Genomic DNA, 22,549 nt, shown 5'->3' with positions numbered 1-22,549 from the left:
CAAATGATTTTCTGCGACATTTGCATCGGGGCTAGTGGTACTCCAATAGAGATACGATAACAAGCGCCCTCCGGTTCGTGTCTCCAACGAACCTGTTAACCGGCAGCGGTCTGCCACTGGCTGAATTCATCAGCTGTGGCGTAGGAGGTCTGGGTGCCCTTGCCCGTAACGCTGTGGGACGCGTAGCTCACGGCGCGGCCAATGGCGGCTTCCACCTCCGTACCGGCGGCAAGTTCCGCCGCAAAACAACCGATAAAGGCATCCCCGGCACCCGTGGTATCCACGGCGCCGACGGAGGGTGCGGTAATGTGCCTGCGCTCGCCCCCGTGCATCCACAGCGCGCCCTTGTCTCCCAGGGTCACAATCAGATTCTTGAGGCCCTTAGCCAGTAGAGAGCCTGCGGCCTGGGCAATCTGATCCTCGGTATCCACGGGCATGCCCGTCAAAATTTCCAGCTCGGTCTCGTTCGGGACGAAGTAATCGCAACGACAGGCGTAATCAATATTGAGTTCGGTACTCGCGGGCGCGGGATTCAGAAGTACGGGTATGCCATTGGCGTTACCAAATTCAATGGCGGCGTAGACCGTCTCCAGCGGTATCTCCAGCTGCAGAATAATCATGCTGCATTGCTTCAATTGATCCTTTGCCGCCGTAATATCAGCGGGGAGCAGATGCATGTTGGCGCCCGGAATAATCAGAATACGGTTCTGGGAGTCCGCGTCCACCCAGATCGGTGCGACACCACTGGAGACGCCCGGCACCTTGCTAACGTGCTCGGTGCTGACACCGTATTTTTCAAAATTAGCCAGAGTGTTGTCCGCAAACGCATCATCCCCCACGCGCCCCATCATGAGGACCTCAGCGCCGAGTTTTGAGGCCGCAACGGCCTGATTAGCGCCTTTACCCCCACAGCCCATGGCGAATTCCTTTGCAACGAGGGTTTCTCCCGCCTTGGGCACGGTGTCCGTATAGGCGATGAGATCAACCATGCAGGAGCCAATAACAGCGATTTTCATAGCAGTGCTTCCGTTCTTATTCGATGCGCGACAGTGTAGCCTAACCAACCCTGAATTCGCCTGCATTAGAGCCTGCTCCATGAATAGCTACGACAACGCCAGCATCGCCGCCGCCATCGATCACACCCTGCTAAAACCCGAAGCTCGCCGTGTAGATATCGATCGCATCTGCGAGGAGGCACTGGAACATCGCTTCGCTGCCGTGTGCGTCAACAGTCTCTGGGTGCCGCGGGTAAGCAGGCAGCTTGCGGGTAGCTCCGTAAAAACCTGCTCCGTCGTGGGGTTTCCCCTGGGAGCCTCCCTACCCGCCGCTACAGCGGCAGAAGCGCGCATGGCGATTGATGCCGGCGCCCAGGAAATAGACATGGTGCTGTCTGTGGGCGAGGCTCTTGCCGGTGACTGGGACGCTGTGCACCGCGGTATTGCGGAAGTGCTAGCCAGCTGTTCTGAGGTGCCCCTGAAAGTTATTCTCGAAACCTGCTTACTCACCGAGTCCCACAAGCGCCTGGCCTGCGAGATCTGCCGGGACCTCGGCGTCGCTTTTGTCAAAACCTCAACAGGCTTCAGCACCGGCGGCGCCACGGTGGAAGACGTCGCCCTTATGCGCAGCGTCGTGGGTCTGGACATCGGCGTGAAAGCCTCGGGCGGTATTCGTGACCGGGATACGGCCATCGCCATGCTGAACGCAGGCGCCAATCGCCTGGGTTGCAGTGCGGGAGTGGCGATTGTTACTGGTGGGGTGGGGACTGAGGCCTACTAAAGGCTTATGCACTCACGACTGTGACGCGGGGACGATACTTGTCGATGCGCTCGGGAGACGCAAAAAGCGCCATCCATGGCAGCTCGGCGGCGTCCATCCTTGGACGCCGACGCTCCCTCACTGCATCAACAAGCATAGTCCCCGCTCGCAAGCGTTAGGATCTCAGAGGAAGGCGCTCTCTACGCCTACCTCATGGCTTTAGTGGGCGCCGGCCTCGCTAACGTGCGAGCAATGCGAAGACAACTAGCGTGAGTAAACGATCAACCCCAGCCCCACGAAGAACAGCGCGAACATCGCAGCGATCATCATCGAGGTGCCCTCCGGGGCATCCTTGAACTCCTTCCAGATAAACACGCCCCAGAAGGCGGCGACCATGGTCGCGCCCTGACCGAGTCCGTAGGAAATAGCGGGTCCTGCTGCTCCGGAGGCGATGAAGCTGAAGGAGAAGCCCACGCACCAGATCGCACCGCCCAGAATACCCACGAGATGAAGACGCGGCGTGCCCTTGCTGAAGTACTCGCCGATGGGCGCTACTTCGCCGGAGATGGGCTTGTACATCAGGGGCACCAGCCAGATAACGTTGGACAGGAGAAGTCCCACGGCAAACACCACACCCGCGCTGTAGGGTGTCATAAGCCCGGCCTCGGGATTTGCAAAGTCCATGGAGATAGACGCCGCGACAAAACGATAGAAGAAGCCCATGGCGATACCGGCAATGACAGAGATGGCCAGACCTTTGCCTACGGAGCGGCCCTCGTCCTGGGGCAGCCGCGCGTAGATCAGAGCGCAAACAATGATCGCGGCGGTCACCAGGCCGACGCCGGTGAACAGAAACACCGGGTCCCCCACGGGAGCGGCCATGTAGTTGGTGACCACGCCGATCACCAGCGCAAGACCGATGGCCACGGGGAAGGCCACCGCCATCCCCGCAATATCGATGGCGACAACCAGAAGGATGTTGGCGAGATTGAAGACCACGCCGCCGATAAAGGCGGAGCGCACAGCCTCGGAGCCGGCCTGGGAGATGTCGGGCATAAAGGCCCGGCCTTCTTCGCCGGAGGAACCGATGGTAAAAGCAAACAGCAGGGTGAGCAGTAACACGCCGAGGGAATAGTCCCAGTAAAAAAGCTGGAACTGCCACTCGTTGCTCGCGAGCTTTTGCGTGTTCGCCCAGGACCCCCAACACAGCATGGTGATCAGGCACATCGCTACGGCGATGCTGTAAGACTCAACAATGAGCATGGCGGATTCTCGTTTATATTTTTACGGGACCGCCATGATCGGACCGCGGAAAGAAAGTTTCAAGCATTGCCTAAGCCGAGGGCGTTCATCGCCTTTGTCAGCTCATCAATCTGTGCGGATGTATAGCTGCTCCCGGCATCCAGATTTCCCCACACAGGCGCTGGCCAACAGGGATCTCCCTCCCGGCGACCAACAACATGCAAATGAAGTTGAGGCACCACCAAGCCCAGCGCCCCCACGTTGACCCGCGGGTAGTCCAGCGTCTGTTTCAGATAATCGCTCACCCCCCGTGCCTGGTTCAGCAGGGCTTCCCGCTCATGGTCCGGTAGATCGAGGAGGTCCAGAGCCGACGTGTGGGGTACAAGAATAAACCAGTGGAGGAGCGCATTGCGGTGGAGCAAAAGTTCGACGTCAGCGGTGCCACCCAGCACATGGCAATCCCTGGCCAGGGTTGGATGCAACTGCCATTGCTTACGTGTGGTCACCTGAGTCTCCGTGGGTTTGCGGAAAAAGCAGCTCCATTCTCTGGTGCAATGGCGCTCGGGTCAAAGCACAAGGGTTTGTATCAACGCCGGCGCCTCGTGACGCCCGTCACAGTTTTATCGCAAAGCGCGCAGAAAACGTGATGGATTTCGCAGAGAACAGCCCCGTGGGGTGCCTGGGAGCCCTGAATGGGGCCCAATGGCATCACATCCAGATAAAAGTACTGAATCATGCGTTACACACAACTAGTTGCCGGTCTGACCATCGCTGCTTTTTCAGGTCTTGCGAATGCGGGTCTTGTGATTGATTCCATCAATGTACAAATGGTCAGCACAGAGTACTCGGCGAGAGATCTTGGCGGCGACAACGGTGATCGCTACGACGCAGCCCTGGACGCTTTTAACTCAAGCGAGGGTGAGGTTTGTAGCAAGGATCTCGAGGCTTTTGAGGGCATCAGCTATCGTAAAACCTGTAACGGTACTCGCGAGGATTATGGTGCGCTCTACACAATTAACGGCAGCCTGTCGGGCTCCGTAGAGTTTGAGTTTGGTCTTGATTGGGGTCTGGGTGGCTTCATCCTCGCCGACTATGAGGACGCACCCATTGACTACTACAACACTGATATCTGGTGGAGCAAAAACTGGAACAATAGTGACGTTCTGAGCTACGAATTCTCCGATGTCGGAAGCTTCTCGCTCACGTTGCTGGGCTTTGAAGGATGCTGCGACGGAATCAACTCAGCTCGCTACCGGACCTTTGAAACCTCGCAGACAGCCAGGACTACCGGACAGACTTCCACTGAGTGGCAAACCTTGAGAGTAAACGCCGTCCCCGTACCCGGCTCCCTCCCCCTGATGGCTGTCGGCGCCCTGTTACTGCTGCGCCGGCGCCAGCAAAGCTAAGCATTCCGCACCAGAACGACAGACCTCAGTCGTAAACCACGGCTTCGATGATGGCCAGATGGTCATCTACTCCTCGACGAAAGGCAGCCTCGCTGATCCTTTCGTCGTTGCCGTGAATTCGCACCATCTCTTCTTCGGGTATCACCGTGGGCGTAAAGCCGTAGCTGGCGATGCCCGCATCCCGCGTAAAGTGGCTGTCCGTAAAACCCGCTGACACCGAGGGCATCACCCGCGATCCCGGATGCCGCTCCGCAGTGATATCGGTAATGGCAGAGTAAAGGCGCGAACCGGTATCGGTAATCGCCGGCGAGAACGCCATCAGCACTTCCACTTCCACGCCGCTGGGCGCCACCAGCTCTCGCAGCTCCTCTACAAATTCTTCCACGGGTTTGTCGGGAAGAATCCTGCAATCCAGCTCACCCCAGGACTCCGGGGGAACAACGTTGATCTTGTTGGACGCCGACATCCGGGTAATAGAGCAGGTATCCCGCGTGAGGGCGTGCATGGGTGGTGAAAAGCCCTGCAAACGCTCCAGAAACCCCGGCTCTTCGATCGCCTTGGCCATGTCTTCAAACGCAGGCACCCAATCGGGCTCTGCACTCTGAGCGATGCTGCGGAACATGGCATCCACGGGAGGAATGATCCGCGCGGGGAAGGGGTTTGTACGCACCAACTCCAAGGCCTGAACCACGCGGGTAACCGAGGACGTGGGGTAGGGCATGGAGCCATGCCCGGGCTTGTCGACGGCCGTAAGCCGCAACCATACGGGCACTTTCTGTGTCAGCTCCACCGAGAATATGGTTTCGCCCTTGGCAGTCAGACGGCCGCTACCACCCTCGTTAAGAAGCAGTCCCGCGCCCTCAAAAATCTCGGGATGATTTTTGAGCAGCCAGCCCGCGCCATAAAGCCCTCCGGCCTCTTCATCAGCGGTCGCCACAAACACCACGTCACGATTCAGGGGCTTGCCTGCACGGTGGAGACTCAAGAAGGTCGCAAGCTGGGTAATACCCGTTCCCTTCATATCGATGGCACCACGTCCCCAGATAAAGCCGTCGCTAATTTCCCCGGAGAGGGGATCCGTAGTCCAGTACTTGGGATCCGCGGGAACCACATCCGTGTGCTGCAGGAGAATCAAAGCGGGCTCATCACCGCCCTCAATGCGCGCCCAGATGTTGCCGCGACCGGGCGCACTCTCAGCAGAACTCCAGGCAATGCCCTCGGCATCAAGGATCTTGGAGTAGAAATCTACTGCTCGGGACTCGTTCCCCGGCGGATTTATAGTGTCGATTTTCAAAAACGCCTGGAGCCAGTCCACCGCCTCATCATCCAGGGTTTGGGCCGACGCCGGCAAAACACAGGCACACAGTGCTGCCATCAGTCCGGCCCTCAGGGGCCGTATCCACGCAGCCAGAGAAACCCCCGTCACTCTCGATTCATGATTTTTACTCAAAGAACTTCTCTCCTTGTGGATCTATTGCCGCAGCTGCTGCCTACGCGGCGAAGCTGCTTCCTTCGATGGTTTTTTAAATATGCTGAGTATTTCTCAGACTCGAAAGTAGCCTATTGCCGGCAATTAGGCGAACCCTCATCGATAGCGCAGCTGCCAGTTTCCCCCATGCTCCCGCTCGCAGGCCTCTTCCGAATCGCAGCGAATTTGAGGCGAGCCGGCACTGAGGCTAATGCCAACAGCGCGCAATTCCGCACTCACCAAGGCCGATAAACGTTCATCGACCTTTGAGGCGCGAGCCCTGCGCAACTGCTCGTCCCCTTTGAAAACACTGACGACCACCAGGGATTCGGGAAAACGCCCGTAGTCAACAAAATGCGTTATCCAGGCGAAGCCCGGGCTGGAGTCCAAAGCTTCATCGCAGACCCGGGTAAGGGCCGCGACAATATCTCTTTCACGCTTCTTATCAGTTTTTCTCAAAGGGTATTCCCCTGGGTAAAGCGGTGGCATCCCCAACAAGGCTACACTAGCGCACCGAACACAATCCTAAAAACACCGTAGCTGTGTTGAGGAGTGACCCATGCCAAGCCTGCTTACCGATCTCTCCGTTGCGTCTCAGCTGTTTCTACGGGCCACGGGCCGCCGTCTGAAAGGACAGCAGGCGCCTGCCCCGGACCTTGAAGCCTTTCGCGAAGCAATGGATCCTCTGCTCCAGGGGATTGCACCCGGGGTCATCAAACAGACCGCCTGGTTGGACATGCCGGCAAACCAACCGCCCTGGACCCACAGCGGTGTGACGGTCGATGAAGGCGATGACGTCAGCTACTTTCTGGCGGGGCAGGTTTTTGCCAGCAAGGCCCTGGATCTTCAGTTTCAACCGAGCCTGCAAGTCTGGTGTCGCGCTGGCGATACCGGTGAGATTTTTCGCGGCACCCGCGATAGCCACAGCTTTAAAGCCAGCCAAGGCGGCCCCCTGTACTTCGGTAACTATTTTCCCTCGACCTGGCAGACCCCTCAGGGTGAGCTCACTACCGACACTGATGTTTACAAGGGCAATCAGGGCCTGTTCCGCATCCTTGTGATTGTCTGGTCAGAGCGCGCTGCCGATGGGCTCCGCGCATTGCTGGGCACGGGGAAGGAGCCCAGGCTAGTCGACGAACTGGCGCGCCTCGAGCAGGGTGACACCGCGCCAGAAGGCTGGAAGTATCTTTGGCATGTCGGTCCCGCAGAAATATTCCGCGAGGGCCACAGTGGCGATGGTTCGACCCCCTGCATCCACTGTCGAACCCACAAAGATGTGGGGATTCTCCAGCATGATGTGGATCAGGCACTGACCCCGGAGAGCGAGATCCGCTGGCGCTGGTGTGTGAACAAGCTTCCCTCAACGCTGCGCGAAGACACCCTGCCGAGTCACGACTACCTCAGCATTGCCGTCGAGTTCGACAACGGCCGCGACATTACCTACTACTGGTCTGCCACCCTGCCCGAGGGATATGGCTATGACTGCCCCCTGCCAAACTGGAAGGGGATCGAATACCACGTCGTAGTGCGTAGCGGTAAGCAGGGCCTGGGGGAGTGGCTGGATGAACGTCGTAATCTGTATAAGGATTACAAAAAGTACATGGGCGAGCCGCCCCCGCGCATCACCCGGGTGTGGTTTATTGCGAACAGCATATTTCAACGCATCGAGGGGAGCTGCGATTACGCAGATATTCATCTTGAAGGAGCGAAGGGCAGCGTCCGCTTGCTCTGAAGAGTAACGATGAGCCGCGGGCATACTTCCCCGGCTCTCTTAGCGCAGCCACAAAGGCACTTGAAGAGACCAAATTGGTGCCTTTTTTAAACGGGGTCGTTTTCAGCGCCGCGCACGCACAAACTCTTTGTGACTCCATACTAGTCGCGAAACAAACCAAAGTGGAGCTGGATATGCGGGGCAAGACTTGTCAGGGCCGGAGTGCTCACTCTTGCAGAAAGCCTCCAGAGGCGGCTATCGATATCAAAGGCGGAAGCGCCGTCTGACTGGAAAGAAGCGCCTCAATAGCGATTTCGTGACAGCCCTACACGGGCACCAGCAGATAGCTGGTCGAGCGCCCGCCGGCGGAGTCATCCTTTACCAGCACTCCTTTGTTCACCAGGTCCTTGATGTCGCGCTGCGCGGTGTCGGCAGATTTTTTCACCAACGACGCATACTTCTTCGTCGTGAGCTTCCCCTCCCAAGGACCCTTGTCACCGAGCATGCGATTAAGCACCTTCGATTGACGCTCGTTCAGATCAATCGCTGCCCACGCCTGCCAGAAGCGATGTCGGTTCATCGTCGTCTCCAGTGCAGCCTCGCTGTTATGGACGGCGCGCTCAAAACACCCCAGAAACCATAGCACCCAGTCCGTTACGGAAATTTTGCAGCGCTGTGTGCTTTCCAGCATGTTGTAGTAATCATCCTTCTCCGCATGGATCTGAGCGGACATGCTGTAAAACCGTTGGCTTGATCCATCAAAGCGTGACAGCGCCATGTCCGCGATTGCGCGTGCCATGCGCCCATTGCCATCGGCAAAGGGGTGGAGTGTCACAAAATACAGGTGCGCTATCGCGACCTGCGCCAAGTCAGTGATGGGAGAGGTCTCAAACCAGTGAAAGAATGCGGACATTTCAGTCTCGAGGCGATTCGCAGGCGGGGCCTCGTAGTGCACCGTCTCGCGACCCATGGGGCCTGACAGCACCTGCATAGGCCCTTTGGCATCGTCTCGATAGGCGCCCACGATGATCTCCTGCATTCCACTGCGGCCCGTAGGGAACAGGGCGGCATGCCAGGCATATATTCGCTCGGCCGTCAGCGTCTCGCTGTAGTTGCGGGTGGCATCCACCATCATCTCCACGACGCCTTCAACGGAGCGGTTGACCGGTCGCAAGCCGCCAACATCCATACCCAGACGCCGCGCGATCGAGCTGCGCACGTCCTCAGGCGCCAGGCGCTCACCCTCAATGGCACTGCTTTGCACCACGTCTTGGATCAGGGTCTGCAGATACGCGTGGGACTGCAGGTCAAAGCCCAGACCCTCCATTACGCCCAGAAGGCGCTTCTCCGCCCCGTGAGCTTTGAGGAGCTGAGGCATCACCGCTTTAATGTCGTAGGTAAAGTCAGGCCACTCGGGCCGCTCCCAGATCCACATTGCTATTCACCGCAGCTTTTGCGGCTATTGTAGTCCGTATTCGCCGCATTTGTCTATTCGCCGCACTATTTGCGGTGTTTATTCGTCATATTCACCGCGAATAAGGCCGTGATTAATCCCCGTATTCGCCGCAACCGGCCAATAGGATCTGCAGGCAGTCGAACATTGCAGGGTCAGATGCGCGACCATGGTTACCGCATTGATCGTTGGATCTTCAATTACCACAAGACCTCATGCCGATCTTGTAACCGCTGCTTTGGAGATTGCGCTGACGGCGCGTAATCATCCCAAGAGGGTGATGTTTCATTCAGACCAAGGCGGATAGAACGATGCTGTATGAGCTATGACCGATGTAGAGGAGAAGAATGGCGGCCGTAAAACACCCGTTTTTGCGGCCTTTGCGTTCGTTTTTATAGAGATATGAGTTCAAATTAGTGAATTATGCGTACATTTACACTCACAAAACTTCCGCCAGGTCGCCCTTGGTCTCAAGCCAGGACTTGCGGTCTCCCGCGCGCTTTTTTGCCAGCAGCATATCCAGCACTTCGTTGGTTTCGTCACCGGCTTCCAGACGCAACTGCACCAGACGTCGCGTATCAGCGCTCATGGTTGTTTCGCGCAGCTGCAAGGGATTCATCTCGCCCAGACCCTTAAAACGCTGTACGTTCACCTTGCCGCGTTTTTTCTCGGCCTCGATACGATCAAGAATGCCCTGTTTCTCGCCCTCATCCAGCGCGTAGAAGACCTCTTTACCGATATCGATCCGGTACAGCGGCGGCATCGCCACATACACATGCCCTGCAGATACCAGGGCGCGGAAATGACGCACAAACAGCGCGCAGATCAGCGTCGCGATATGCAGGCCATCGGAATCCGCATCCGCGAGAATGCAGACCTTGCCGTAGCGCAGGCCCGTGAGATCGTCATCTGCCGGATCAATGCCCAGCGCTACGGAAATATTGTGTACTTCCTGGGAGGCGAGAATCTCCTGGGAGTCGACCTCCCAGGTGTTCAGAATCTTGCCGCGCAGGGGCAGAATCGCCTGGGTTTCGCGATCCCGGGCCTGCTTTGCACTACCTCCGGCAGAGTCACCTTCGACTAAAAACAGCTCCGTACGCGAGATATCTTCTCCGGAGCAGTCCGCGAGCTTGCCCGGGAGCGCAGGACCGGCACTAACCTTTTTGCGCACAACCTTTTTGGCACTGCGCAAACGGCGCTGAGCCGTATTGATACACAGCTCTGCCAATGCTTCCGCATCACCGGTATGCTGGTTGAGCCAGAGACTGAAAGCGTCTTTTGCCACACCGGATACAAAGGCAGCGGCTTCCCGGGAGCTGAGGCGCTCCTTGGTCTGCCCGGAGAATTGCGGATCCTCTAACTTGGAAGAGAGCACATAGCTGCAGCGCTCCCAGATGTCGTCAGGAGCAAGCTTGACGCCTCGCGGCAGCAGGGAGCGCAACTCACAAAACTCGCGCATGGCATCCAGCAAGCCCGTACGCAGCCCGTTTACGTGAGTGCCGCCCTGCGCCGTGGGAATAAGGTTTACGTAGGATTCGGTGATCAGCTCGCCGCCTTCGGGTAACCACTGCACGGCCCAGTCAACGGCCTCGGTACTGCCACTAAAGCTACCGGTAAAAGGCGCCGCGGGGACCGTAGGAAAGCCTTCCGTTGCAGACAGCAGATAGTCCGTAAGGCCGTCTTCGTAAAACCACTCTTCTTTCTCGTTTTTCTTTTCATCGAGAAAGGTGACGCGAAGTCCCGGGCACAACACCGCTTTTGCCCGCAGCACGTGCATCAGCCGGGGTACAGAAAAATTGATGGAGTCGAAATACTGGGGATCCGGTGTAAAGCGCACCATGGTGCCCGTGTTCCGCTTACCACAGCTATCGATAACCTTGAGTTCCGATGTTTTCTCGCCGCCGGCAAAGCTCATCTCATGCACCTGGCCGTCGCGACGGATGGTGACCGTGAGCTGTTTTGAGAGGGCGTTGACCACCGAGACTCCCACACCGTGGAGTCCGCCGCTGAACTGGTAGTTCTTGCTGGAGAACTTACCGCCGGCGTGCAGGGTGCTGAGAATCACCTCGACCCCGGGTTTTTTCTGCTCAGGGTGCATGTCCACAGGCATGCCACGACCATCATCACAGGCGGAAAGAGAGCCATCAGTATGAAGAATCACGTCTATCTGCCGGGCGAAACCCGCCAGGGCTTCATCGACACTGTTGTCGATAATCTCCTGGGCAAGATGGTTGGGGCGCGTGGTGTCGGTATACATTCCCGGTCGCTTGCGCACCGGTTCCAGGCCCGTGAGGACCTCGATGGAGTCAGAAGAGTAATCGCTCACTGCGGTAATAATCGCCTGATGAAAAAGATCGCGGCATTGTACACGGCAAGATCACAAACACCGAGGTTTAAGGGGTCGGATGCGTCATTCGACCTTTTACCCTCGTGCTCCTGCCTCAATTGCCCGGCGGCGTGGTGCGGTATTGCTCCCAATCTGCGATCAGTGTTCCTGCGACCTTACTGCCGACCCGCCAGAGGTTTTCCACCGCGGGCAGCATGCCGCCGAACCCCTCGGTCTCCCGTGTGAGACTTTCCACGGCCGTCATGCCGGGCGGCTGCATGGAGAAATTACTCGCCGTGCGCAACAGCATGATCCGGTCAAAGTCCACACGCCCGCCACCATCCAGAAAGCGCAGGGCTTCGAGAATGCCGCTGTCCTCAACGGCGGTGGTCACGAACTCACCGTCACCCTCGGTCCAGTAGGCGACCCAGTCGTTGGCCCATTCGTTGAGATAACGCCCGTGCCAGAAGGTACTGGCAGAGAGATTGTCACCACGCATGATCTTCGGTGGGGCAAGGGCCTGCGGAAAGCCCTGATACTCGTCGCGCAAGGCCTTCGCCGCGGCGTTGTCAAAGAGCTTGACGCCGACGCTCTCCTCATAGGCCCATGCGGCGAGCTTTTGGTTCAGCGCAAAAACCTTACCCGTGTCATCGGCGCGGGGCTGGGGGTAGGGCTCGCCGGTCATAAAGGGGAAATAGCCGGTCTTCCAGTCCTCAGGCATCTCCCGGGCATCAATCTCGTGGGCCCAGTCGCCATTCACCACGTAGTTACCCCACACGGCGGATCCCAAGGTGCCATCGCCGGGGTCGATACCGGCGATACCGCCAATGATCCAGTAGCTATGGGAAAAGTCGAAGCGCTCATCCAAACCCAGGGCCATGACGCTGGCCGCGGCCCGATCCTGAGTAAGGCCGGTAAAGGTGACTAACAGGCCGCTCTCGCGATCTACGCAGGCTTCGTGGGTACTGAAAGGCAGGTCAAAACATTCGTCCAGAGGCTGATTGTCCAGCCCGCGCTCACGCCAAGCCTGGAATTCACCAGGGGCATCACCCCGATCGTCTCCGACCTCGAAATTCACCAGGACCGCGACGCGTATTTCGATGGGCGCTTTACCTGCATCAGCTGCATCGGCGGAAGAAATGATCGATGCAACACCCAGCGCTAAAAAGCCCGTAAGGGCGCATCGGAATTGACGAAAAGCTACCGTGGCCATGCGGGCGACCTCTTTGAATTTTTCCGTGAGCGTTGGGGTTCTGTCGCCCAGGTACAGATCGAGGCTCCGATCACGGATTACAGATAACCGGACGCTTCTTTATCGACGGGGAAGATCTGCGACTCCGCACGGGAAACATCGGTACGGATAGTGCCGTCGGGCTCCAACTCCAGCCAGCGGTATCCCGGTGCCCGGCTATCGACGGCGAAATCCGTTTGCTTTGGGAGAAACTGAACGCAGGTTGAGGGTGTGCACAGGAGTCGGAGATCTTCACAGCGCTGATCAAGGGCTTGGTGCACATGACCCCATAAGACCCCCCGCACCTGGGGATAGCGACCCAGAATTTCGAAAAAGGAGTCCGCGTCGGACACCATTTGCTCGTCCAGCCAGTCGCAACCCACGGGGACCGGCTGATGGTGCATGCAAATCAGCGTATACAAACCTGCCTCGGCGCTCGCCGCGAGACATTCCTCAAGGCGCTGCAATTCTCCGCGACCGAGGTGCCCGCCGACTTCACCGGGCAGTTGGGAGTCGAGCATGACGATCTGCCAGGCTCCCACGCGTATCTCTCCCGGGAGACGTCGGGCGCCACCCACATCGGCCATCACCTCGCGCAGATCGTGATTGCCTGGCAGCCAGAAATGCTCGGTACTCACCTGATCGAAGTAGCCGATGAGCCGATTGTAGGCATCACCGGCGCCGGAATCCGCGAGATCGCCGGTACCGAGAACAAAATCAGGATCAGGGTATTCGCTGTTAACGAGGTCGATCACGGCCTGGAGGGAGTAATCGGTGTCCAGACCCAACAGTTTGCCCCCATCGTGGGCCTTGAGATGCGTGTCCGTGAGCTGAACCACCCGGACGGTCTCGCTGCGCACACTCAGTTGACGAACACTGTTGGGGTTATCACTCATTAAAGCTTGGCCCCTAGGCGTGTTCCGTCCCGGGTTTTAACAACCCGGCGACATCAGCCTGACCATAATGGAGGCAGTGGGACAGCCAGTCGGCAAGAAATCTGTTTTGTTGGTTCTTTTCATCCTGCTGATGCATGGACGGGTTGGGGTAGGCATAGCGGCCCTGGGTTTTGCCGCCTGACTGAAAACGCACGACTTCGATCATTCCCGCATCGTGGTATGCCCGGGCTTCCATAATGAGAGGGGTCAGCCAATTCAGCGCGGGTTCCTGCTCAGTCGCTTCAACGCGGTCTTTGGCGCCCTCGCCAGCCCCTTTTTGGGCGCTTTCCCGATTACTTTCAAGGCTACTCTCCCGATCACTTTCCCGCTCGTTTCCCCGCGCAGTCTCCGGGGCATTACTGCGGAAGCTTTTGAGGCAGAAAAGCGTGGTGTAACGGCTCCGCTCAAGCACCTCGATGTGTACCTGGGCACCGTCTACGGAAAAACGCTTGCTGTTGCAGCTCTCGTAGTCGGAGAAAAGACGCAGCAAACGCGCATAATTGGCCTCGCACAGGGCATGCAATGCGCGTAAATCGACTTTGTAAGAGCCTTTAATCACTGCCTGTCTCATTCCCCTGTAGTGAGGCAAGTCTAAACAATTACCACCACCCCCTGAACCAATCCCTGAGGATTGCACGTATTTGTTACCTGTGCGTCGCCTGCTGATGAGTAAAATCGATCAAATGCATCTAAATTGCGACAGGCCGCGCCTGGGTCACTGGCATTGAAATCAGTGTACCACCTAAGATTGGAGCCCTGGCTAGCTTCGCTTTCGTCACTATTCAGCACTGCGAAGCAGTCGACATTACTGGTAAGATTTGCCCGGCTTTAACCCGCATACCCAAGGATTTCATTATGAATGTCCCCGGCAAGGTTTTCCTCGCCTCTCTGACTCTGGCTGCGACCGTCGTGGCGTCGGCCTCTGCAAGCGCCGAGTCATTGCGTGATATCTACGAACTGGCATTGGAAAACGATGCGACCCTCAAGGCCCAGCAAGCACAATACATGGCGGGCCTGGAGGATGAAAACGCAGCCCTGTCCGTCCTGTTGCCCCAGGTCACTGCGAGCGCCCGGACCCAGAATTCGGATACGGATACCACCAGCCCGGGTATTATCGGTTTTGACCCCTCGGGCGCGCCTGTTATCGGCGACACCTTCGATAACACAGATATCGACACGGACACCTACCAGGTGTCGCTCCAGCAGGCCATTTTCGATCTGCCGGCGTGGTTCTCATTCCAAAGAGGCAAAGAGCTGTCAAAACAGGTGGAGGCGACCTTTGCCGCAAATCAGCAGAACCTGATTGTGCGCGTGGTGCAGGCTTATCTCGCGGTCCTGCGAGCCCAGGACAATCTTCGCGCCTCCGTCGCCAGAGAAGAAGCCTTTGGTCGTCAGCTGGAGCAGAACCAGCAACGCTTCGAAGTGGGTCTTATTGCAATCACGGACGTTTATGAATCTCAGGCGGCCTACGATCTTTCCCAGGTCGATCGCATCTCCGATGAGAACGCCGTTGCGGTCGCACTGGAAAACCTCAGTGTCCTCACGGGCAAGCGCCACGACACTCTGGACGTGCTGGTAGAGTCCTTCGAAGTGAACAAACCCGAGCCGGCGGACCGCAGCGCCTGGGTGGAGTTTGCCCTTGCAAACAACTTCAACCTCAAGGCCTCACAATACGCCGAAGAGGCGGCCCGTCAGAATGCCAAGGCCCGACGACTGGCCCACGCACCGACGATCAGCGGTAATGCCCAGTATCTGGAATCCAACACCGACGGTACGCGTTTTCAGGATCCTGCGGGTATTTTTAACTTCCCGCCCAACTCCGAACGCGAGCAGGCAATCTTGGGCATTGAGCTCTCCATGCCCCTGTACACCGGCGGCGCCATCAGCGCCGAGCGTCGCAGGGCCGCGCAGCTTTTCAACCAGGCCCGGGAGCAGCGTATCAACCTCACCCGGCAAACCGTCACCGATGCTCGGTCGCTTCATATGACCGTGGTCAACGATGTAGCACGCGTTGCGGCCCGCAAGCAAAGCATTCTCTCGTCAAAGAGCGCCCTCGATGCGACTCAGGCCGGTTATGAAGTGGGAACACGGAACATCGTGGATGTGCTGAATGCGCAAAACACGCTGTTTGGCGCACTGCGCGACTACGCCAACAGCCGCTACGACTACATCATCAATACCCTGCTGCTGAAAGAGCAGGCAGGTCTTCTCAGCCCCGAGGACATCATCACTCTGGACAGCTTCCTGGAAGAGGCCGCAGCGCCCACCAGTTCAGGGATGGCGCCCAAGTAACTCCGTCAGTCCGTCACACAGGGCGTCCAGGGCGCCCCGATTATTCTCCAGCACTTCAAGCGCCGCCGCCCCCCGGCGGCGTTTTTCCCTGGCATCCGAGGCCAGTAACTCGAACTGCCTGAGGAGCTCATGCTCATCCGCACAGCGCTGCAGAGCACCCGCCGTCGAAAGTCGGACGGTGATGTCCTCAAAGTTAAACATCGACGGCCCGCAGAGCACGGGAATACCCCAGGCCGCTGCCTCCAGGGGATTGTGACCGCCACGATCGATAAAGCTCCCCCCGATGACCGCAAGGTCTGCCACACCAAAGAGCGCTGACAGCTCACCCAGGGAGTCCAGGAGGAGGAGATCGGTGCTGCCATCCACCGGGTCGGTCTGTGATCGACGGGCGACCTCAAAAGAGTTTCGGGTACACAGCTCGTACACGGACTGAAACCGCTCCGGGTGGCGCGGTGCGAGGAGTAAAAGCGCATTTTTATGCTGCTGGCGGAAGGCCGTATAGACAGAGAGCGCCACCTCGTCTTCGCCCTCGTGGGTACTCGCAAAGATGATCACAAAGCGCTCCCCGAGCGCCCACTGCTGGGAGAGCTCCCCAATGGAACAACGCGTTGCATCATCAACGGCGACATCAAATTTCACGCTACCCGTCACCCTGAGACGCCGGGGGTCCAGACCCAGCTGCAAAAACCGTTCACCGTCCGTCGCGTTTTGCACCCCAACCCAGTCAAGGGCAGCAAGCATTTCCCGCGTCAGTCGCTCCACCCTGGCATAGCCCGCGGCGGAACGCGCCGACAGACGGGCATTTGCGAGGAGTACCTGACAGCCTGAGCGCTGGGCGTAATAAAGAAGGTTAGGCCACAGCTCCGTCTCCATAAGGATCAGCAATCGGGGCCTGGCGCGTTTGAGAAAACGCTTCACCGCACCGGGCGTATCCCAGGGTGCGTAGACATGAAACACCCGCTCCCCGAACAAACGCTTCACCTGGGCAGATCCCGTGGGCGTGGTGGTGGTCACTATCACCCGGTGATCGGGGTGTTCTTTGAGTATTCTCTCCACCAGGGGCCCCGCCGCCAGCGTCTCACCGAGAGAGACCGCATGGATCCAGATGCAGGGGCGCGTATCGTCGGGTGCATCAAAGAAGCCGAAGCGCTCTCCCAGGCGCTGCCGGTAGGCCGGCGCCCGGCGCGAACGCAACAGCATGCGCAGCACGATGAACGGCTGCAACACGGTAAACAGCATGCTGTAGGCAAAACGAACCACAACTGACGCCCGAACCCGGAAGAGGTCTGCAGCATAACGGTGAAAAACGGTGCCGACCACAGCTTGCCAGCGGCAACGGCCATCGGTAGTGTCAGCGCCCCGGCAAACTTGAGAAAAACACCGTGCCCGATCAGTCCCAGGTCTCCATGCCTATCGATATCAACAGCGTCAAAGGCTTTCTCTCCCCGGCGGAGGGCAACACGCTTTTTGAGTGTGCGAGGGAGATGCCTCGGGGGTCCGTGGCCCTGGAGATCGGTAGCTACTGCGGTAAGTCAACGGTGTATCTGGGCCTTGGCTGCAAGAAAGCGCAGAGCACGCTTTTTGCCGTGGACCACCATCGCGGATCGGAAGAACATCAGGCGGGCGAACTGTTCCATGATCCGGAGCTTGTGGATGAGACAGGCGCCTTCAGCACCCTGGCCAACTTCAGAAGCACGATACGTTCCGCAGGACTTGATGACACGGTGATCCCCGTCCTCAGCAGCTCTGCACAGTTCGCCCGGGTCTGGCAGGGTTCCCTGAGCCTTGTCTTTATTGACGGTGGCCACAGCCTCGACGCGGCTTTGTTGGATTACCGGAGCTGGGTCGGGTTTATCCCTGGAAACGGTCGTCTGGCGATTCACGATGTGTATCCCGACTCGGAAACGGGTGGGCAGGCGCCGATCACAATCTATCGCCTTGCTCTGGCCTCGGGCCTGTTTCGGGAAGTCGCCGCGGTAGACAGTCTCAGAGTGCTGGAGCGGCTTTAGGGCTGATGGGTTCCAAGGAGCGGCAGCTTCAGAAGCAAGCCTAAAGGTCTGAGATTCAGGTCGCGCGGCGGGACAACGGCACAGCGGCGGTATCGAGAAGCTCAACGCGGGTGAAAATCTGTGCTGCAGCCGTATGCTGGGTCAACGCATCCGCAGCCAGTAAGATCGCGCCGGCGGTCCAGGTAGGCCGCTCGTCGGGCCACAGGAGATCCTCGGCAAACTGGTAGCCCGTCCAATAATCACCTTCATCACTGCGCCACTGATGGAGCCAGCTGTAGAGCTCCACCGCTCGCGCCCGATCTCCCGCCGCCAACAGGGCCATCACCAGCTCGCAGGATTCGGCGACGGTCACCCAGGGCTCTTCAACAACGCAGCGACAGCCCATGCCTGTCTCCACGAACTCATCCCAGCGGGAGGCCAGGCGGGCCCGGGCCGCAGGGCCTGTCACCACGCCCGTGAGCACGGGATAAAACCAGTCCATGGAATAGCGGGACTTGCTCTCCCAGGTGCGATCGAAACGCTGGGGGCGATGACGCAGGGCCTCGCCGAGGGCGTTACGGCTGCGTAGAAATTCCGGACGTTCTTCCTTGAGCGTCACGGCAATATTGTGCGCGCACTCAAGACTTTTATAGATGGAGCTGCAACCGGTTACGAGGGCATCCGGCCGGGGAGTCCCGTCTTCGTCGACGGCCCAATCGATATCGCCATGCTCTGACTGCAAGGCCATCACAAAGCTCATGGCGCCATCAACGACGGGCCATAGCTCGGCAAGAAAATCGCCATCATTGCTGATGAGATAGTGGTGCCAGACGCCCGTGGCAACGTAGGCAACGAAATTGGTCTCCCGCCGCTCGCGGTTGTCCGGTTCGCCGTTTCGGTAGGCCGCCCACCAGCTCCCGTCACTCAGCTGCTGCTCCGCCAGCCAGCGGTAGGCTCGCTTTGCCGCCTCCCACTCACCGCCAATGGAAAGCCCCATGGCAGCTTCCACATGATCCCAGGGATCTGCGTAGTTACCCGGTGACCAGGGGATTTCGCCATTCGACAGCTGGGCATCGCGGATCGATGCGATGGTCGGCGCGAGAAAGTCCCGGGGAAATAATCCGGTGGTGAAGTAGGGGCCGCTCACTCGCTGCCCTTGCGAAAATACATGACGACGCTTTTACCGAGAACGGGGTTGAGTGCGCGCTCAAGCACACGTGTAAATGCTGGTTGGCTCATCATATCCCAGACCAGCAAACGATGATATTGGCGCACCAGCCAGTTGCGCTCCCGGGATTTCCAGAACAGACACTGCAACCACCAGTAAACACTGTGCAGGGCGTGGGCGCCATGCTCGTAGTAGGCGGTAAAGCCATGCTTCTCGATCTCTGTGCGCAGGCGCTGCGTGTCAAAGATGCGCAGGTGTCCGCCCATTACCTGATGATAGTCCCGGGACAGCGCCCAGCAGATTCGCTCGCACCAGGCGCGGGGCACGCTGGCGCACAAACGGCCGCCGGGTTTCAGCACCCGGGAAATCTCAGCGAGGGCACTGCGGTAGTCGGGAATATGTTCCAGCACTTCGCTGCAGATCACCGTATCAAAGCTGGCATCAGCAAAGGGGAGCTTCAGGGCATCGCCAGCGAGGAGCAGAAACCCCGCCGAGTCCCCGGGACCGCCGCCACCCTCAAGGCCACGAAACTCCCGCATGCGCTCCCGAGCCGTGGCCAGATCGTCGAGAGACAGATCCACGCCCACCGCATCCACGCCATCAAGGGCCCAGGCGGCAATGACATGACGACCCTCGCCACAACCCAGATCCAGCACGCGCTGGCCCGGCTGCAGGGGCAGGTAGCTGCGATCAACGGTCTGCATCGGCGATCACCTCCCGGTAGTAGCGCACCATCTGCTCACCACAGACGGTCCAGCTGAAGGTATTCAGAATCCGCTCGCGACCCGCTCGAGCCAGGCGCTCCCGCTCCGAGGGGTCCTCGAGAAGTGCCCCTATAGCCCCTGCCAGGGCCTCAGCGTTGGCGCTGGGAACAATGACCCCCGCGTCGGCAACGATCTCGGGGAGCGCCCCACCGTCCGTAGACACCACGGGCACGGCGCAGGCCATGGCTTCTCCTGCGGGCAAACCGAAGCCTTCGTAAATCGATGGTATGACCGCCACGGTGGCCTCGGCGTAATGACGCACCATCTCGCCCGTGCTGATGCCGGAGATAAACCGCACGCGGTCGCGAAGCGCCAGGCGATCCAGCAATTGCTCGGTTTTGCCACCGGGTTGCGGCCTGCCCACCACCAGGAGCTCGAGGTCGGGATAGCGAGGAAGAAGAGAGGCATAGGCTTTGAGGAGATACCGCAGTCCCTTGAGGGGCGCGTCGGCGGAAGCGGTGGCCATCAAGAGGTTCTCTCGCCGCCTTATCTCGCTATGCGGGCGAAAAACCGCCGTATCGATACCGTTGTACACCAGGTCAATGCTGTCCACAGGCAGACCAAAATCCGTGGCGATATCCTGTCGTGACTGCTCCGACACGGTGATTACATGGCGCAGCTGACGAATCACCTTCCCCTGCATGGTGAGAAAGGAGTGCCAGCGCCGCACGAGCAGGCGCTCGTACCAGCTCCGCGCGGCGCGCAGGGCAATGCGCAGATCATGGGTGATGGGATGGTGCACCGTGGTCACCACGGAAAAGCCCTCATGCTGCAGCTTCATCACGCCGTAGCTCAGGCTTTGGTTGTCGTGGATAAGATCGTAGTGACGCCCTTCCCGGTGAAGGTACTTCCTCACTCGTCGCCCGAAGGTATAGGGCTCGGCAAAGCCCCCGGTGAGCTTGCTGCACCACTCGATCATGTCGCTGAGAGATAAAAGGTGACGGGGACGCAAGGAACCCAGACCGTGGGTAAACAAATCCAGACTTGGAATATGTATGAGTCGTACCCGGGGGTCGAGCTCCGGATAAGGGGGTCCGGAAATGACATCCACCTTGTGTCCCGCTTCCACCAAGGCTTTGCTCAGGTAATGCAGATAGATACCCTGGCCCCCGCCATGGGGCTGGCTGCGATAGCCGAGCAGGGCAATGTGCAAAGGACCCGACATGGTGCTCCGAGGGGATGATGTTAAAGAGAGCCGCGCATTGTATACACCGCGGGCGGGGGCACAAGTTGTGATCCTCGTCCCAAGCTGCGGGAAAACTGCCGACGGCAGCGGGTCGTGGCGGGACAGGCTCCGGAGACGCCCGATATACTAGGCCTCTTTTATTACGGACGTAAGGCAATGAGCAACAAGGCCTACAAGGGCATCATCCTCGCCGGCGGCTCGGGCACCCGACTTCACCCCCTCACGAGCACCGTGAGCAAGCAGCTCATGCCGGTCTATGACAAACCAATGATCTATTACCCCCTGGCAACCCTCATGGAGGCGGGTATTCGTGACGTACTGATTATCACGACCCCCCGGGACCAGAAAGCCTTTGCCGACTTACTCGGCGGTGGTGAGCAGTGGGGTGTGAATATCACCTATGCCGTCCAGCCCAGTCCTGATGGCCTGGCTCAGGCGTTTATCCTCGGCGCCGACTTTGTGGGCGACAGCCCTGTCAGCCTGGTGCTGGGGGACAATATCTTTTACGGAGACGGCTTTTCAAAAAGCCTGCGCCACGCAGCCGAGCGCAAAAGCGGCGCATCGGTCTTCGCCTATTACGTCAACGATCCCGAACGCTACGGTGTCGTGGACTTTGACAGTGACGGGGTGGCCAGCAATATCGAAGAAAAACCCGCCAACCCCCGGTCTCACTATGCGGTCACGGGGCTCTACTTTTACGACAACGATGTTGTGGATATCGCCAGAAGTATTCGCCCATCGCCCCGGGGTGAACTGGAAATTACCGACGTAAACCTTGCCTACCTAAAACGCGGTGATCTCCACGTGGAAGTCATGAGTCGCGGCACGGCCTGGCTGGATACGGGCACCCATAATTCGCTGCTCGACGCGGCGAACTTTATTCGCGTCGTAGAGGAGCGGCAGGGCCTCAAGATTGCCTGTCCTGAGGAAGTGGCTTATCGCATGGGTTACATAAACGCGGCGGATCTTCAGGCGCTGGCGGCACCGCTTATCAAGAGCGGGTACGGCGAATATCTGATGGGACTGCTTCGCGAGGAAGGAGCCGTCCGCAATGCAATTTGAAGCCACCCCTCTGCCCGGCGTTTACCTTCTCACGCCCCAGGTGTTCGGCGATGAGCGCGGATTCTTTGTGGAAAGCTGGAACGCTGAGGCCTTTAAAGAGGCGGGCTTTGATCTTCACTTTGTGCAGGACAATCACAGTCGCTCTGCCCAGGGCATTCTCCGGGGACTTCACTACCAAACCGCCCATACCCAGGGAAAACTCGTTCGAGTAACGGCCGGAAGCGTCTACGACGTGGCCGTGGATCTCCGCCGGGATTCACCCACTCTGGGCCAATGGTATGGCGTCACTCTGGATGCAAAGACCCAGCAGATGCTGTGGGTACCCCCGGGCTTTGCCCATGGTTTTTATGTGACATCGGAGTACGCGGACTTTCAGTACAAATGCACTGACAAGTACGATCCCGGCAGTGAAGTCAGCATTGCCTGGGATGACCCGGAGCTTGCCATTGACTGGCCCCTGGTGGACGGCAAGGAGCCCGCACTCTCTGCGAAAGACCAGACGGGCCTGGCGTTTCGCGACGCACCGCGCCTGGCCTGAACCAAAACGACAGCCGCAAGCCGC

General features: G+C 58.7%; 21 protein-coding genes. 7 read left to right on the top strand and 14 right to left on the bottom strand.

What is annotated here, in order from left to right; translation table 11 throughout:
* Positions 1 to 95: 95 nt before the first annotated feature.
* Complete coding sequence (gene rbsK, locus KT71_RS01465; RefSeq protein ID WP_008293279.1) at positions 96 to 1,016, bottom strand: ribokinase; 921 nt, start codon at positions 1,014 to 1,016, stop codon at positions 96 to 98.
* Positions 1,017 to 1,095: 79 nt separating this feature from the next.
* On the opposite strand from rbsK, the gene deoC reads away from it, so the two are divergent.
* On the top strand, positions 1,096 to 1,776 hold the full coding sequence (gene deoC, locus KT71_RS01460) for a deoxyribose-phosphate aldolase (RefSeq protein WP_008293280.1): 681 nt from the start codon (positions 1,096 to 1,098) through the stop codon (positions 1,774 to 1,776).
* A gap of 243 nt (positions 1,777 to 2,019) precedes the next feature.
* Here deoC and KT71_RS01455 read toward each other — a convergent pair whose 3' ends face one another.
* Both KT71_RS01455 and KT71_RS01450 read right to left on the bottom strand, forming a co-directional pair.
* Positions 2,020 to 3,018, bottom strand: coding sequence for a multidrug DMT transporter permease (locus KT71_RS01455; protein WP_008293281.1), 999 nt, complete (start codon positions 3,016 to 3,018; stop codon positions 2,020 to 2,022).
* Between the two features lie 59 nt (positions 3,019 to 3,077).
* Positions 3,078 to 3,503, bottom strand: coding sequence for an HIT family protein (locus KT71_RS01450; protein ID WP_023659786.1), 426 nt, complete (start codon positions 3,501 to 3,503; stop codon positions 3,078 to 3,080).
* 228 nt (positions 3,504 to 3,731) lie between these two features.
* Here KT71_RS01450 and KT71_RS01445 point away from each other — a divergent pair, with 228 nt between their 5' ends.
* Positions 3,732 to 4,403: an MYXO-CTERM sorting domain-containing protein gene (locus tag KT71_RS01445; RefSeq protein ID WP_023659785.1), complete on the top strand. Its 672-nt coding sequence runs from the start codon at positions 3,732 to 3,734 to the stop codon at positions 4,401 to 4,403.
* A 25-nt stretch (positions 4,404 to 4,428) separates the two neighbouring features.
* On the opposite strand, the gene KT71_RS01440 is transcribed toward KT71_RS01445, so the two are convergent.
* Together KT71_RS01440 and KT71_RS01435 are read right to left on the bottom strand one after the other, a co-directional pair.
* Positions 4,429 to 5,853, bottom strand: a complete 1,425-nt coding sequence (locus KT71_RS01440; RefSeq protein ID WP_023659784.1) for a M20/M25/M40 family metallo-hydrolase — start codon at positions 5,851 to 5,853, stop codon at positions 4,429 to 4,431.
* 135 nt (positions 5,854 to 5,988) lie between these two features.
* Entirely contained in the window at positions 5,989 to 6,330 is a 342-nt protein-coding gene (locus KT71_RS01435) for a hypothetical protein (RefSeq protein ID WP_008293285.1), read from the bottom strand.
* Positions 6,331 to 6,430: 100 nt separating this feature from the next.
* Here KT71_RS01435 and KT71_RS01430 point away from each other — a divergent pair, with 100 nt between their 5' ends.
* The gene (locus tag KT71_RS01430; protein ID WP_008293286.1) at positions 6,431 to 7,603 is read left to right on the top strand and encodes a DUF3047 domain-containing protein; all 1,173 of its coding nucleotides are present in this window, start codon (positions 6,431 to 6,433) and stop codon (positions 7,601 to 7,603) included.
* Between the two features lie 304 nt (positions 7,604 to 7,907).
* Here the strand turns inward: KT71_RS01430 and KT71_RS01425 are convergent, their stop codons facing one another.
* The 5 genes from KT71_RS01425 to KT71_RS01405 all read right to left on the bottom strand — a co-directional run bounded on the left by KT71_RS01425 (position 7,908) and on the right by KT71_RS01405 (position 14,086).
* Positions 7,908 to 9,017, bottom strand: a complete 1,110-nt coding sequence (locus KT71_RS01425) for a Fic family protein (RefSeq protein ID WP_008293287.1) — start codon at positions 9,015 to 9,017, stop codon at positions 7,908 to 7,910.
* A 457-nt stretch (positions 9,018 to 9,474) separates the two neighbouring features.
* Entirely contained in the window at positions 9,475 to 11,361 is a 1,887-nt protein-coding gene (gene parE / locus KT71_RS01420) for a DNA topoisomerase IV subunit B (RefSeq protein WP_008293288.1), read from the bottom strand.
* 115 nt (positions 11,362 to 11,476) lie between these two features.
* Positions 11,477 to 12,574 (bottom strand): purine-nucleoside phosphorylase, encoded by a 1,098-nt coding sequence (locus tag KT71_RS01415; protein WP_008293289.1) that lies wholly within the window; start codon positions 12,572 to 12,574, stop codon positions 11,477 to 11,479.
* Positions 12,575 to 12,651: 77 nt separating this feature from the next.
* Entirely contained in the window at positions 12,652 to 13,488 is an 837-nt protein-coding gene (cpdA, locus tag KT71_RS01410; protein WP_008293290.1) for a 3',5'-cyclic-AMP phosphodiesterase, read from the bottom strand.
* Between the two features lie 13 nt (positions 13,489 to 13,501).
* A complete protein-coding gene (locus tag KT71_RS01405; protein ID WP_023659783.1) occupies positions 13,502 to 14,086 on the bottom strand; it encodes a DUF1249 domain-containing protein in 585 nt (194 codons plus the stop codon).
* A gap of 296 nt (positions 14,087 to 14,382) precedes the next feature.
* On the opposite strand from KT71_RS01405, the gene KT71_RS01400 reads away from it, so the two are divergent.
* Entirely contained in the window at positions 14,383 to 15,819 is a 1,437-nt protein-coding gene (locus tag KT71_RS01400) for a TolC family outer membrane protein (RefSeq protein WP_008293292.1), read from the top strand.
* Here the strand turns inward: KT71_RS01400 and waaA are convergent.
* Positions 15,799 to 17,079 carry a lipid IV(A) 3-deoxy-D-manno-octulosonic acid transferase gene (gene waaA, locus KT71_RS01395; protein ID WP_008293293.1) on the bottom strand — a complete coding sequence of 427 codons (1,281 nt, stop codon included), beginning with the start codon at positions 17,077 to 17,079 and terminating at the stop codon, positions 15,799 to 15,801. The genes KT71_RS01400 and waaA overlap by 21 nt on opposite strands.
* A 122-nt stretch (positions 17,080 to 17,201) precedes the next feature.
* Here waaA and KT71_RS01390 point away from each other — a divergent pair, with 122 nt between their 5' ends.
* Positions 17,202 to 17,828: a class I SAM-dependent methyltransferase gene (locus KT71_RS01390; protein WP_008293294.1), complete on the top strand. Its 627-nt coding sequence runs from the start codon at positions 17,202 to 17,204 to the stop codon at positions 17,826 to 17,828.
* 55 nt (positions 17,829 to 17,883) lie between these two features.
* On the opposite strand, the gene KT71_RS01385 is transcribed toward KT71_RS01390, so the two are convergent.
* From KT71_RS01385 to KT71_RS01375, 3 genes are read right to left on the bottom strand one after another with little or no spacing between them, the layout of a single operon-like run.
* A complete protein-coding gene (locus KT71_RS01385) occupies positions 17,884 to 18,954 on the bottom strand; it encodes a prenyltransferase/squalene oxidase repeat-containing protein (RefSeq protein ID WP_008293295.1) in 1,071 nt (356 codons plus the stop codon).
* Complete coding sequence (locus KT71_RS01380; protein WP_008293296.1) at positions 18,951 to 19,679, bottom strand: class I SAM-dependent methyltransferase; 729 nt, start codon at positions 19,677 to 19,679, stop codon at positions 18,951 to 18,953. The genes KT71_RS01385 and KT71_RS01380 overlap by 4 nt, the downstream gene beginning before the upstream one ends.
* Positions 19,666 to 20,904, bottom strand: coding sequence for a glycosyltransferase family 4 protein (locus KT71_RS01375; protein WP_008293297.1), 1,239 nt, complete (start codon positions 20,902 to 20,904; stop codon positions 19,666 to 19,668). The genes KT71_RS01380 and KT71_RS01375 overlap by 14 nt, the downstream gene beginning before the upstream one ends.
* Positions 20,905 to 21,081: 177 nt before the next feature.
* On the opposite strand from KT71_RS01375, the gene rfbA reads away from it, so the two are divergent.
* On the top strand, positions 21,082 to 21,987 hold the full coding sequence (rfbA, locus tag KT71_RS01370) for a glucose-1-phosphate thymidylyltransferase RfbA (protein WP_008293298.1): 906 nt from the start codon (positions 21,082 to 21,084) through the stop codon (positions 21,985 to 21,987).
* On the top strand, positions 21,977 to 22,525 hold the full coding sequence (gene rfbC, locus KT71_RS01365; protein ID WP_008293299.1) for a dTDP-4-dehydrorhamnose 3,5-epimerase: 549 nt from the start codon (positions 21,977 to 21,979) through the stop codon (positions 22,523 to 22,525). The genes rfbA and rfbC overlap by 11 nt, the downstream gene beginning before the upstream one ends.
* Positions 22,526 to 22,549 lie beyond the last annotated feature (24 nt).

This window comes from Congregibacter litoralis KT71, from assembly GCF_000153125.2.
In the GTDB taxonomy this organism is placed as follows: Bacteria; Pseudomonadota; Gammaproteobacteria; order Pseudomonadales; family Halieaceae; genus Congregibacter; species Congregibacter litoralis.
Note: the sequence above shows the minus strand (reverse complement) of the source record. Positions and strands in the feature narration are given on the sequence as shown.

Bases quoted from the DNA above. Each gene is read 5' to 3' on its own strand.
- rbsK (WP_008293279.1), bottom strand. From the start codon at position 1,016: ATGAAAATCGCTGTTATTGGCTCCTGCATGGTTGATCTCATCGCCTAT.
- deoC (WP_008293280.1), top strand. From the start codon at position 1,096: ATGAATAGCTACGACAACGCCAGCATCGCCGCCGCCATCGATCACACC.
- KT71_RS01455 (WP_008293281.1), bottom strand. From the start codon at position 3,018: ATGCTCATTGTTGAGTCTTACAGCATCGCCGTAGCGATGTGCCTGATC.
- KT71_RS01445 (WP_023659785.1), top strand. From the start codon at position 3,732: ATGCGTTACACACAACTAGTTGCCGGTCTGACCATCGCTGCTTTTTCA.
- KT71_RS01430 (WP_008293286.1), top strand. From the start codon at position 6,431: ATGCCAAGCCTGCTTACCGATCTCTCCGTTGCGTCTCAGCTGTTTCTA.
- KT71_RS01425 (WP_008293287.1), bottom strand. From the start codon at position 9,017: ATGTGGATCTGGGAGCGGCCCGAGTGGCCTGACTTTACCTACGACATT.
- KT71_RS01415 (WP_008293289.1), bottom strand. From the start codon at position 12,574: ATGGCCACGGTAGCTTTTCGTCAATTCCGATGCGCCCTTACGGGCTTT.
- cpdA (WP_008293290.1), bottom strand. From the start codon at position 13,488: ATGAGTGATAACCCCAACAGTGTTCGTCAACTGAGTGTGCGCAGCGAG.
- KT71_RS01400 (WP_008293292.1), top strand. From the start codon at position 14,383: ATGAATGTCCCCGGCAAGGTTTTCCTCGCCTCTCTGACTCTGGCTGCG.
- KT71_RS01380 (WP_008293296.1), bottom strand. From the start codon at position 19,679: ATGCAGACCGTTGATCGCAGCTACCTGCCCCTGCAGCCGGGCCAGCGC.
- KT71_RS01375 (WP_008293297.1), bottom strand. From the start codon at position 20,904: ATGTCGGGTCCTTTGCACATTGCCCTGCTCGGCTATCGCAGCCAGCCC.
- rfbA (WP_008293298.1), top strand. From the start codon at position 21,082: ATGAGCAACAAGGCCTACAAGGGCATCATCCTCGCCGGCGGCTCGGGC.
- rfbC (WP_008293299.1), top strand. From the start codon at position 21,977: ATGCAATTTGAAGCCACCCCTCTGCCCGGCGTTTACCTTCTCACGCCC.